The organism is Candidatus Nomurabacteria bacterium, assembly GCA_016699085.1.
In the GTDB taxonomy this organism is placed as follows: Bacteria; Patescibacteriota; Minisyncoccia; order Phycocordibacterales; family UBA9973; genus CAZLWF01.
In genome coordinates this window covers 55,886-68,152 of the sequence record CP064958.1, presented here as the reverse complement: position 1 = coordinate 68,152, position 12,267 = coordinate 55,886, and the positions used below count along the sequence as shown (strand labels likewise).

Genomic DNA, 12,267 nt, shown 5'->3' with positions numbered 1-12,267 from the left:
ATGGATTTGAAAAATCCTAAGGCCGGTGGGGCTGAAGTATTAACCGAAGGCATTCTCCGTGAGTTAGTACATCAAGGCCACCAGGTGACACTCTTCTGTAATCATTTTGAAGGCGCTCTTAGGGAAGAAATAGTTGATGGGTATACCGTAATCCGTCGAGGTTATTATTGGAGTGTGCAATTACTCGCCCCATTTTTCTGGTTTACGAGATTCAAAAAAGAAAACTTCGACATCGTGATCGATCAGATTCATAGTTTGCCATTTTTGACACCGCTCTACGTACCGAGACACAAGCGTTTTGCGTTTATACACGAAGTTGCCAAAGATATTTGGTTTACGATGTTTCCATTTCCGTTTTCATACATTGGCTATGCGACTGAGTATCTGCTTCTGCAGCTTTATCGAACAACTAGATTTATCACGGTGTCTGATTCGACCAAGGGTGACCTCATATCGATAGGTATACCAAATAAAAATATAACGATTACGCCAGAAGCGATCGTCATGCCTGAACCTATACTCATGGAGAAAAGTGCGGTACCAACTATTATTTTTATCGGTCGACTAACCCAAATGAAACGTGTCGAAGACTTTCTCGATATGGCTGCGCTCGTGAAAAAAGTTCTCCCAAATCTCCAGACATGGATCGTAGGGCCTGGTGAAGAAGTCTATGTCGAAAGTCTAAAGTCTAAAAGTCAAAAGTTAGACCTTGGAGCGACCTTTTTTGGTAGGGCAAATGATAAAGAAAAATACATTCTCCTAGCTCAAGCGCACGTGCTCGCGAGTTGCTCAGTCAAAGAGGGCTACGGGCTCGTTATCATCGAGGCTGGCACAATGGCAACCCCTAGTGTAACGTATAACGTAGCGGGCTTCAGGGACGCTATTATAGACGGTACGACAGGGCTTCTCAGTCAAAAGAACACCCCAGAATCGCTCGCGCTAGCTGTGCTTAAGCTTTTGGAAGATAAGGCACTTTGCGCCAAACTTGCAGACCAAGCCAAGGCTCACAGTCAGCAGTTTACCTTCCCAAATGCCGCCCAGGCTTTTGAAAAGATTTTGCTATCCTAACTTATGAAAATTAAAGAATTTATTAAAAAAAATAATCTAGAAAACTCCTTTCTAATCGGATATTACGGTGGGGGTAATTTAGGTGATGAATTATTACTTGAGATTATGCAAAATCTCTTTTTTGAAGCAGGGTATAAGAAAATTAAGATTCTTTATTTCAATTTAAAACGATTTACAATTTACCATAAAGATTTTGGCTTTATAGCTATACATCTAAAAGAAAAATATAAAGTTCTAAAGAGTTTTTTCAATTCAAAAAATATTGTTGTAGGTGGGGGAGGACTTTGGGGGCTAGATTTCGGATTAAAAGTTTTTATTTTTAGTTTTATAATATTTTTCTGCAGATTTTTTCTATTCAAGAAAGTTTACTTTTTTGGAGTTGGCTACTATAAATCAACAACATTTTTAGGTCACATAGGTGCCTTCCTAGCGTCCGTTGGTGCGAGTCATATATACGCACGGGATGAAGAAAGTTATAAAAATTTCAGACGGTTTAATAAGAAAGTTTCTATCGAGAGAGATATGGCTTTTTATTTATCTGAGATCAATTTAAACAAATATACTGAAGATGTAGCTAGAATCGAGCAAGATATAAGAATAGAACAACCTGTGATGGTGGTTTGCTTTAGAAGATTTACTGGAAAGCACGCAAATGATTATACGAAACTTATAACTGAAGTAATCGAAAAATACCAAAATCAGCGATTCATTTTAAGCATATTTGAACCAAAAGACATTGATCCAGAAGGATATAGTTATATTTCAAATCTAAAAACAAAACTTTCAAACGTTCAGACAATAACTGATTTCCAGTATAATCCTGTCTCTGTGTATCTATTTTTTAAAAAATATTCAACGAATATTACTCTTATTGCACCACAATTCCATGCAGAAATTATCGCTTATCTAAGTGGAATTCCTTTCCTTCCATTATCATACGATAATAAAAATACAGAATTGCTCCATAGTTTGAATATAGAGCCTGTGTATATAAAAACTCTTAAGTTAGTTGATATAGAAACATTTCTAATAACTAACAATAAATTGATAATGTTATAATGTATGTTTAAAAATAGAAATTACTTTTTTTTATTTACTCTGATCGCAATCTTAGTTTTTGGTTATCTTTTTCTACAAAACGGTGTAATTATTCAAAGGGATTTTAATTTCCCAATTTTTAAAGAGAGTTTCATAAGATATCATTTCCCACTTTGGAATGATTTAACATCTCAATCAAATCTTGAGCAGTTAATTAGACTTGTTCCAAGATTGCCGTATATACTTATGGCTTATTTGGGCTTAAATGTAGAAGTTATTCTTAAATTAATGCCTTTAATCACCTATGCCTGTGTTAGTTTTTTCATGTTTATTTTCCTTAAAGAATTGTTTAATAGGTTAAAAATTAAATATTCAAATTTTTCTTTTGTTCCTCTAATACTGGGTTCACTTTTTTTTGCATATAGCCCCACACCTCTTCAATTTTTCTGGGAAATATCGCTTATTCTTTCACTTGGGGTACTTCCACTTTTGCTATTTTTGATTCTTAGATACTCAGAAAAAAATTACAAAAAATTTATTATTTTATTTGCTTTGACTCTATTACTTTCAGTTGGTCATCCTTTTATTTTAATAATGAATTTGATCGTTTCTTTTGTATTCTCTGTGTTAGTCTTGAAATCCAATATAATTCGTGAATTTAGGAATTTTAGTTTAATCGCAATTTTATTCGGGGCACTCTTTCTTTGGTTTATTTTACCGTATATATCATCCGGATTGAAAAATAGTGTCGATTTAGGTCATTCATCTAATGTTGAAAAAAATACATTCGAAATAGTGTCTGATAATAACTTAGCTAGAATATTGGTTACTGAAAGGGATAGATTTACGTATATAAAAACTACTCCTGACAATGCATTATATAAAGTAATTCATAATTTTTCTTTATATGGTGTGTTATTTTTGAGTTTCTTCATACTTTATTTTAAAAAACAAAATAAAATAATCTGGTTCGCCTCAATTGGTTTTTTAGTTTGTACTTTACTAGCCTTTGGCCAAAAATCTTTAGCAGGGGGTTTTTATTGGTGGTTCATTGATTCGACCCCAATAGGATGGATTTTTAGATCTCCGTTGAAATTTCAGTTGTATCAAGTTTTTTTCCTAAGTATATTATTTGCCCTAAGTGCTAACTCCCTCCTTTATAAGTATAAATTTGTAAAGTTAGTAAATATTAGAGCAAATACTTTTTTAGGTGTTATTTTTAGTCTAATTATAATTGGATCTAGTATATTCGGGATCATTGATTCGAATATTAATTCTATGAATCCAATAAAAATTCCTAGTCCTTATTATGAAATCACAGACTTACTTAAGGAAAAGCCAGACTCATACAAGGTCCTTTGGTATCCAAGGTATGGAGAAATTAAAACTTCGTGGAGTGAAGGTCACATGATCGGACCATTTGACATGAAATCATCAATTAATCCTACATACAATACAAATTGGAATTACAATTATATTGTTGAAAATTTATATGATATCCCGTATGCAGCGAATCTTTTTAATAGAAATGATTATTATAACTACCTGTCAGTTCTTGGCGTGGGTTATGTAGTTTTCCATAACGATAGATATTATTCTATCGATAATGAAGCTCTCGATAGTATGAAGAAAAATATGTCTTTAATTTATGAAAAGGATGGTTGGTATCTTTTTAAACTAAACGGCATAACTGCTGATCTATTTACTGTCAATAACTGCACAATTTTTTCTAATCAAATTTTAATACCTGACAATATTAACTGCCCATATGTTAAAAATCTACACGGTGATAATCAATTTCAGTTTATAGATACTTTCGATAAAGAAGATTTATTGATGAATAAAAAAATCTTTTCACCTTTATCAACAATAGATGTTGTGTTGCCACCAGACAGTATTGATAAAGTAATTGGTTGGAAGTTTACACAAAAGATTGGATCGTGGTTAACTATTTTAAAAAACCAGCAAAAAGATCTTTGGATTGATTATACTGATTTTACAAATAGAAAAGGTTTTTTTTACACAAGTGCTCCGTCGATATTACCAAAATTTAATTTATCAAACGACACTAAATTTCTGTCTGTTAAAGATTCAGAAGATATATCTATAGGATGGGAAACTAATTTAACTAAGGAGCAAAAGTTGTACATGAATGAAATTAATGGAGGATTTATAGTCAAACTTGAGGCTCCATCACAAGGATGGAAAACAATTAAATCTCCCTTGATTCCGATGCAATATAATGAATACTCAAAATTTAATTTCAGTATAAAAACTTCGAATGCCTCTTCTGTGCATGTAAAATTATTTGAATATGACGCTAATGAAACACATATAGGTAGTGAATTTGGAGAAATTGCAAAATTTATAGAAAATGGAACATCTAACTGGGAAAAACAATCAATTTATATTACTCCAACAAATGTAGATACATCTTTTATACAAATTCAAATTTGGTATGAAGATGATATTGATATCACTTCTTCAGTTAAAATTGAGATGAAGGATTTTTCCTTATACAATCTAAATGAATATCGTGAACCAAATATGATGCAATTACCTTTTGTTTTAGATAAGGATGAAAGTTACTTATTTTTTATTAAATATCTAAAAAACGAAAATGGAGGTAATTTCGATGTCTATATTGATGATAATTATTTAACAACAATACAAACTAAAGATTACTCGAATAATTTTTCCTGGTCACAGAAAATCCCTTTCGAATTAGATAAAGGTGAGCATTTGTTTGGAATTAAAAATAATATGGGTTTCAATGCAATCGGGGAGGTGTTATTTGCAACCGAAGCAGAATTTAATAGTGAGAATGAATTTTATAATCAAATACTAGATAAATTTAAAGTTATTAATTTAAATGAATCCAATAAGGCAACCTCTAAATTATTAGAAACATTAAATGACTCTGAAACAAATATTATAGAAGTAAAAAAAATAGGCCCAACAAAATACAAACTTATAATTGAAACAAATAAACCGTTCCTCCTTTCATTTACTGAGAGCTTTGATCCTTCCTGGGTCGCTACTATAGATAAAAATATATATAAATCTGAGCAAATCTATTCTACAATTAATGGATTTTGGATCGAAGATACGGGATTAGTAAATATTGTTTTAGAATATAAACCACAAAAATATTTTTTGATTGGAGTGCTAATCTCGGGGGTAACACTGCTTGGTTGTGTAGGGTATCTACTAGTGACAAGTAAAAAGTTACAAGTGAAGAGATGGTTCAAAAAGAAGGAAGTAGAAAAATAAAAAACGCTGACCATAAGGTACAGCGTTTTGTGAATTAACAGACTTTCAAACGGATCATGCAGTTGTGGCTACTAATGCCTCTTTAAGAATTTTCTTAGCTTCAGTTGCGACTACTTTGTCATCGGTAAGAGCGTCTATGTATTCAGGCATCCTCATATTCATTACTGAAAACATGAAGTCAGGCATGCCTTTCGTGTAGTCAAACAAAGCAAGTTCAGCCATCATGACTATGCCCGCGGCAACTTTTCTCTGTCCTGCGTACTTGAGTAGTTTTGGATAGAACTCCCGCACGGTATGCGGGTTGTCATCAACTGCCATGAGGCGTTCGAGCATCTCTTCTTGGTTCGGCAGTATGATCACCTTATCTCCAGGAGGAGGGGCTGCAGGTTTTGTATTGAAAGATGCAACCGATTTTGCAAACTGTAGCGCTCTCTTTGGATTTTTGATTCCTGCAAAACTAAGCGAAGGATTTCTCCCTCTTTTTTGTTTCATTTGTGCATGTAAAACAACAAATTCAGCAGAAGTAATCGGGAAGTGTATTTTCATAACAGTTTTCTTTTTTGTATATATTAACATTTATTTTATTAAAAGTCAATATCTTCAAATAAAGTTGAAAGTCAAAAGTAGGGAAGTAGGAAAATAAAAAATCCTTACCAAATTTCGGTAAGGATTATCCATATTGTGGGAGCCTCCTTTGGCTCCCACGTGACCGTACTGTTTTGTCAGTAGGTCGGTTTCGTTAAATAAAATCTTAGTTGGAATCAAATACCTTGGGGAGTTGTTCCCACTTGACTTTCTTGGCAGCCTTTTCCGCCATTCTACGCCATGCCCATGGTGTCCGCTCGGGGAACACTCTCATCTTTATTGGGTCACCAGCAATGATCATTGCTGTGCACTCATGTTCTAGTACGCCAAATTTTTCCTTTAGGTATGTCTGAAATACTCGCGGTAAAAATGCGCTATCTTTGGAAGATTTTCCGATATAGCCAGATATTTCCACACCGTTGAAAAGTGTAATTGTTAACTTTTTGTATATATTCTTAGAACAGTCGAACATTTTTTATTTTTCTATATTATATATAGAATTATCAAAAAGTCAATATACTCAAATAAATGGCAAGATAAAAAACGCTGCCCATATGGTCAGCGTTCTGTAGATTTCGAATAAGATTGTACTTGCATTGTATGCAGTGCATTAAGCAAAATCTGTTTCGAATTCAGCAAGATTGTTTCTCGCTATTCGATCCAATACATCATATCTGTGTTCCTCAACTACATCCATAACTTTCTCTATGTAGTAGGGATTTCCTACCACATTGCCTTTTTTGTCATATATGTGGTAATCAGAAAGTTTTCTAATTGCTCGGATTATGTCAATTTGCTTCGTGTTGGGAGTAGTGATTAGTTCCTTGGCTTTTTTGTAAGCATCTCGTTTCCAAAAAGGTAATAGTAAACTCTCGAAAAAAGTAAATTTTTTCTGACTAGTATTTTTCGTGGTTGCTTGTTCCATGTACGTAATTTTGCCAAGAGTAACACATTGGCACATACGAGTAAAGTAAAAAATAAACAGCTCTGGGAGAGCTGTTTTTGTTGTGCACATTTTTAATTAATAGTCATATACATTTGGTACGTCTTTTGTGCCTGTATATACCGCTGTGCTACTGCCTGGTGCTTTTGCAAAAAGTTCCAAACTCCAGATTGCACCACCATCGCTTTGATTAACTGATCCTCTGATGCGGTATCCTGTCCACATTGTTCCATCTTTGACATCGAGAAATTCTATTAGGAAAGTCAGTATCTTCTCATCGTTGGATTTTAAGAACCAAGATTCTAATCCTAAATCTCCTCTTTGTGTATGCTTTCTGATACATGCCATTGCTTGATCGTAGTTGGCTTGTATGCACCGATCATGATCTGTAAATACGAGCTTTTCATGCTCTTGGTATTCATGGGGGAATTGGTATTGCCTTACGATCATGCTGCTGGCCTTGCCCATAGATCCGAGTGTGTCTGGTCTGTATGGCCTTGCGGGGAGTACTCTATTTTTCATTTTGTCGTTTTCTGGATTATATAGTGAATTATCAAAAAGTCAAATAATCTATATTTTAAATACTAAGATAGAAGGCTTGTATTGACTTTACTATATATTTATGCTATAAATATATCAAACAAAATAAAAAATTTCTTAACCTAAATTTTCAGACTATGGCACTTTTCTTTTTTGTTGTAGCTTTTGTCTTATTCTTCACAGGTTGTTACTTCCTCGGTTTCCTGTTCCTCATGTTTGCTATCATGGCAAGTGATTAGAGAAGAAATGATACAAACAAAAGCATCTACTAGGTAGATGCTTTTTATTTTTCCAAAAATTGGGATCGAAAAATAAAAAGCGATCGTGCGATCGCTTTTGCTTATGGCCATATTGGCAATATGATATTAGTTACTATACTCAAATGTTTCACTTTGCGTATGCGTCTTGAGATTATTTACAAAACGCAGACACCACTTTTCTTTATCACCAAAACCCAGTGAGTAATCCCTGAGTTCCTCAATTGCTGCGTTGATTTGTACAAACACAGCTACATCATGCTCTTCGAGCAGATCCCAGACCTGCTTGTTGAGGTCTTTCTTAAACGTTTGAAAAAAATTATCTGCCTCCTTTTTTGAGGTAGCAGTTCTCGTTACGTAACCCAATAGATTAGCGAAAAGGAAATTTTCGAACTCGGTAATGTTTTGCATCTGGGTTTGTTTTTAGGTGAACTTTTTTATTCCTACTTTCAGCGTTCCTTTTATGTGGTTCTGTTTACCGTTGTCGGTATTTCTGTATTCCTCGTATGTATTATTTGATGTATCAAATTCATATATTTGCACGAATTCAGGTTTTTCAGCATGCCCATGATGGGCACTTACAGTGATAACACTGCCATCTCTGGTGATTTTACGCCAGTATACGAATTTTTTTGAGCAGGCAAGCTTGTATGCAAGTTTCCTAGAGGGTGAAAACATAAACACAAAAGGGGAGAATATAAATTTTAATATTTCTCCAAACACTAATCCCAAAACCCAGATGATTAACCCGAGATTGGAATCTCTAAATGACTTTAAGGTTATCTTTTGCATGTGTATACTTTTTTATCAATGAACAATGAATGCAAACAGCATAGCATAAATTAATAGAAAAGTCAATGATACCATCGACCACTTTAACCCCTAATCCTCTAATTCTTCACTTTTTGCTCCTATAATCTATATATACGGCCGTATATATAGATTATAGGAGCAAATTGTATGAGAAACGATATGGTACTAAAAAATAAAAATAAAAATACACCAGGTTCGCTGGTGTAAAGTAAAAATAAACTTATTCAGAAAAGTATTTATTGAGGTCAATATCTCGTGGTATACCTCTGTCTTCCAAAAAATTTTCCAATTCTAACAAAGCTTTTTTGCCAAAACTATGGATTTCTTCGCCCTTGTTTTCGTAGTCTTGTTTGCTAGTAATAAACTCCCTCAGATTTTTCGCGCCAGTAGTACGTTGCATGCGTAGGCATATTCTATGATCAAGCCCCAGTTCGATAAGATCAGCTATCGGCTTTTTAAGTAGAGCTTTAATTTTTTCGTTACTCATTTTCCTCGGTTTCCTTTTTTTGAATATTAATTCCCATGGAATTTTTTCTTCTTCAATAACTTGTCGAATAGTATGAATATATGTATCTCCGTAACCGATCATGCTGGCGAGCTTCTGTGAACTTATTCGCTCTAGGAAGTCAAAGAACGTAAAGTAACCCTTGGTTACCATCAGATTTTTCAATGTACCGGCAGTACCTACTTTGATACCTTTTGCTGTGAGGTATGTTGAGAATTCTTCCGGTGTATAGGACAGAACCGTCACAATTCTTCCTCTATCTTTTGAGTGACCCACGGTTTTCATAAAAGCTTCGATAGTATTTCTACGGGCTTCGAGTTTCAATGCTTCGCGCAATTCTGCCTTGGTTTCAAAGATTGTACTGCTTGGACTTTCGGTAATAACACGAGCACCACATTGTGCTGCGACTTTTTCATTAATGAATAACCTTCTGGTTTTATTGGGCATTATGGCTATGACATAAGCAGGTATGTGTATCATGGGTATAGTTTTAAATGAACGAAAAACAGTATCATCCTACCCTAAACTATGTATTTGTCAAAAGAAAAAACTGATCTTGCGATCAGCTTTTAGGGTTTTTATTTTGTGTCTTTTTCTTTCTTATTTCCTCTCTAAGTCGAATAGCTTCCTCATAGTTTTCAGTTTCCACTGCATGATTCAATGCTTGTTTAAGATCTACTTCTTTTATGGATGGGGCGATTTTCTCCTCTTCATCTCGGGGCCAGTAACTTAAGTCAAGGTGGAATGTATAGAATATAACGTTAAACATTTTTTCGTCCAGAGATTCAAAATATACACCCATTCCTCTTATAATAAAAACAAAATTTAATTTTTTTGGAAAGTAGAGCATGAAGTCCTTTTCAGTTATTCCACTTCCAATACGTTTAATTTGTATCAGAGTTGTAATTTCTTTTTTTGTTACATCTTCAGGAAATAGCACATACGATAATAAATCAACAATAATAGCTTTTCTTGTAATGATGATTTCACTTGGATCTAAATATGCTATATCTCCAACGTCCATAGTGTTTACGGTGTATTTTTCTGGTCTTGCCTTAATTTCTCCGTAGATTCCCATATAAAGAGGTTTAGGTTCCTCTGTACTGTACTCTCATCACCATTTTTGTAAAGTGCTTATGACTCGATAGTTTTCGTGCTAGGCTGTATACATTATGGCAAGACTTACTGACTATCTACTAACTCCTGGTGATGTCTATGGGTGGCTCACAACATTACACAAGCGTGACTATATAGGTGCAGGCCTAGTTGCGCTCGTTGTTGTTTTGGGTACTGTAGTTTTGAGTTTCGAAGGGGGAGTATTTTTGGCATTTGCAACGGCATTATTCTACTGGCATATTGACTCGAGATTTGCTATCACGTGCGCATTGGTATGTCTCATTCTTATTCCGATACTTTTGATTTTGACTAAGTTTATGTTCGTTATAACAGATGCAACGGCCGAGCGAGTAGCAACCTTTGCATTTTATTTCTTATCAATCGGTGTTATCAAACAGATCTGGGAATACAGCAGGGAAGCCAAGGCTAAAAAATAATGCATATGCAAACCATAGAGAAATATCTACCCTATATCCTGTTCGTTGCTTTCGTTATGGCAGTCATGGTGCCACTGTTTGCGCCTGGATATATATTTCTCCTCGATATGGGCTTTCCGCCAGATATGCATGTGCAACCTATCACAGGAGGTATTATTCCATCAAACTATCCGCTTCGATATATTCTCTACGTCGTAGCACAAAGTATTGGCACGCCACTCACAACGAAATTACTGCTTGCTGGGGTCTTACTGTTGCCAGGTATTGCTATGTATCGCCTCAGTAAAAAATACTTTTCTCGATCTCTCGCTACACTCTCGGGTATCATCTACATGGCAAATCCATGGGTCTATGAGCGATTTTTCTCAGGTCAATGGCTCGTTATGGCAGGTTATGGGATGTTGCCGATTTTTATTTCGTATCTTGTAACACTCGTCAATGCTCCAACTAAAAAACATATTATTAAATTTGCTATTGTTGCTTCACTCTATCCGATATTCTCACTTCACTTTGCGTACATTGCATACGCGTTTGGTTTCGTGTATATGCTAGGGTGGGTTGTCATTAATCGAAACCTTTTTTCTCGAGCGCAAGTTTTGCGTGCATGCAAAGTAGTGCTTGCTGTCATCGTCTGTGTTGGTGTCGTCAATAGCTTTTGGCTTTATGGGGCATTACACAAAAAAGATTCCTCATATCAAGAAATCGTGACAACAGATTTTCGCGCGTTTGCCACCACGGCTGATCAGAAGCTCGGTGTGTATCCTAATGTGCTTGGACTCTACGGCTTTTGGAGTAGCGATGAACTACTGCCTAAAGATACAAATCCGTATTGGTTTGTTGTGCCTGGTTTATATATCCTCATTGCAAGCTTTGGTATACGGCGTGCTTGGCAAGAAAAAAATCGCAATCTGTTACCATTTATACTCTTTGTGACGTTTATCCCGGTAGTTATAGTTTCTGTTGGTTATGGTAGTGCATTTTCCAAAGCAATTGTTGATTGGCTCTTGGGGGTCGTCCCAGGATTTAAAGGATTGCGGGAAACAGAAAAGCTAAGTGGGCTGATCGCATTGTCATATGCATTCCTCGTTTCATACGGCGTGCTCGTTATGACGGAACTTTATTTTAAAAATAAAATAGTTGCTCGACGAACACTAGTAGCAGGACTGGTTGCTGTGACCTTGGTAGCTATTTATCCGATGGCTTGGGGGTATCAAGGTCAACTTACACCGAGTGAGTATCCGAAAGATTGGTATAGTGCCAGAACCTACATCGATTCAAAGTATGTTGTCGGTGAAGATACGAAAGCGGTGCTCTTACTGCCGTGGCATCAATATATGGATATTTCATTTGCAAATTATCGCCGAATCGTGAATCCTGCAATAATGTTTTTTAACAATTCAGTTGTTGCAAGTAAAAATGTCGATAATGCCTACCTCGATAGTGCACGAACTGACCCATGGGAAGTCTTCATCACGCTTTGGGTGCAAGGCGTAACACCAACCCCTGAAGCTGTAGCAACACTCAAGGCGAATAATGTGGGCTACATAGTCTTACTTAAAGAATCTGACTGGCAGAAATACTGGCGCATTACCGAATCGTCGGAACTCAAGGTAGTGCTCGATACACCAACGATCATAGTCTACGAATTTGAATAGGGAGCAATAATAAAAGCCGCATATATGCGGCTTTTAT

13 protein-coding genes are annotated in these 12,267 nt (G+C 35.4%); 5 read left to right on the top strand and 8 right to left on the bottom strand.

The annotated features are described in order from the left end of the window. Genes IPF86_00345 through IPF86_00335 form a run of 3 tightly spaced genes read left to right on the top strand, consistent with a single transcriptional unit; the run spans position 1 to position 5,379 of the window. Complete coding sequence (locus IPF86_00345) at positions 1 to 1,068, top strand: glycosyltransferase family 4 protein (protein ID QQR50360.1); 1,068 nt, start codon at positions 1 to 3, stop codon at positions 1,066 to 1,068. A 3-nt stretch (positions 1,069 to 1,071) separates the two neighbouring features. Beyond that, positions 1,072 to 2,127 (top strand): polysaccharide pyruvyl transferase family protein, encoded by a 1,056-nt coding sequence (locus IPF86_00340; protein QQR50359.1) that lies wholly within the window; start codon positions 1,072 to 1,074, stop codon positions 2,125 to 2,127. A gap of 3 nt (positions 2,128 to 2,130) precedes the next feature. Then, the gene (locus IPF86_00335) at positions 2,131 to 5,379 is read left to right on the top strand and encodes a hypothetical protein (GenBank protein QQR50358.1); all 3,249 of its coding nucleotides are present in this window, start codon (positions 2,131 to 2,133) and stop codon (positions 5,377 to 5,379) included. 54 nt (positions 5,380 to 5,433) lie between these two features. Here IPF86_00335 and IPF86_00330 read toward each other — a convergent pair whose 3' ends face one another. The 8 genes from IPF86_00330 to IPF86_00295 all read right to left on the bottom strand — a co-directional run bounded on the left by IPF86_00330 (position 5,434) and on the right by IPF86_00295 (position 10,100). Then, complete coding sequence (locus tag IPF86_00330; GenBank protein QQR50357.1) at positions 5,434 to 5,925, bottom strand: hypothetical protein; 492 nt, start codon at positions 5,923 to 5,925, stop codon at positions 5,434 to 5,436. Positions 5,926 to 6,130: 205 nt separating this feature from the next. Continuing rightward, positions 6,131 to 6,436 carry a hypothetical protein gene (locus IPF86_00325; protein ID QQR50356.1) on the bottom strand — a complete coding sequence of 102 codons (306 nt, stop codon included), beginning with the start codon at positions 6,434 to 6,436 and terminating at the stop codon, positions 6,131 to 6,133. Positions 6,437 to 6,574: 138 nt separating this feature from the next. Then, positions 6,575 to 6,979, bottom strand: coding sequence for a hypothetical protein (locus tag IPF86_00320; protein ID QQR50355.1), 405 nt, complete (start codon positions 6,977 to 6,979; stop codon positions 6,575 to 6,577). A 6-nt stretch (positions 6,980 to 6,985) separates the two neighbouring features. Further along, positions 6,986 to 7,429, bottom strand: coding sequence for a hypothetical protein (locus IPF86_00315; protein ID QQR50354.1), 444 nt, complete (start codon positions 7,427 to 7,429; stop codon positions 6,986 to 6,988). Between the two features lie 383 nt (positions 7,430 to 7,812). Beyond that, positions 7,813 to 8,115: a hypothetical protein gene (locus tag IPF86_00310; protein QQR50353.1), complete on the bottom strand. Its 303-nt coding sequence runs from the start codon at positions 8,113 to 8,115 to the stop codon at positions 7,813 to 7,815. A gap of 12 nt (positions 8,116 to 8,127) precedes the next feature. After that, positions 8,128 to 8,496, bottom strand: coding sequence for a hypothetical protein (locus IPF86_00305; GenBank protein ID QQR50352.1), 369 nt, complete (start codon positions 8,494 to 8,496; stop codon positions 8,128 to 8,130). A gap of 241 nt (positions 8,497 to 8,737) precedes the next feature. Next, positions 8,738 to 9,502 carry a hypothetical protein gene (locus IPF86_00300; protein ID QQR50351.1) on the bottom strand — a complete coding sequence of 255 codons (765 nt, stop codon included), beginning with the start codon at positions 9,500 to 9,502 and terminating at the stop codon, positions 8,738 to 8,740. An 82-nt stretch (positions 9,503 to 9,584) separates the two neighbouring features. Beyond that, a complete protein-coding gene (locus IPF86_00295; protein QQR50350.1) occupies positions 9,585 to 10,100 on the bottom strand; it encodes a UvrB/UvrC motif-containing protein in 516 nt (171 codons plus the stop codon). A gap of 94 nt (positions 10,101 to 10,194) precedes the next feature. Here IPF86_00295 and IPF86_00290 point away from each other — a divergent pair, with 94 nt between their 5' ends. Together IPF86_00290 and IPF86_00285 are read left to right on the top strand one after the other, a co-directional pair. Further along, entirely contained in the window at positions 10,195 to 10,575 is a 381-nt protein-coding gene (locus IPF86_00290; protein ID QQR50349.1) for a hypothetical protein, read from the top strand. Positions 10,576 to 10,580: 5 nt separating this feature from the next. Then, a complete protein-coding gene (locus IPF86_00285; GenBank protein QQR50348.1) occupies positions 10,581 to 12,230 on the top strand; it encodes a hypothetical protein in 1,650 nt (549 codons plus the stop codon). Positions 12,231 to 12,267: the final 37 nt, after the last annotated feature.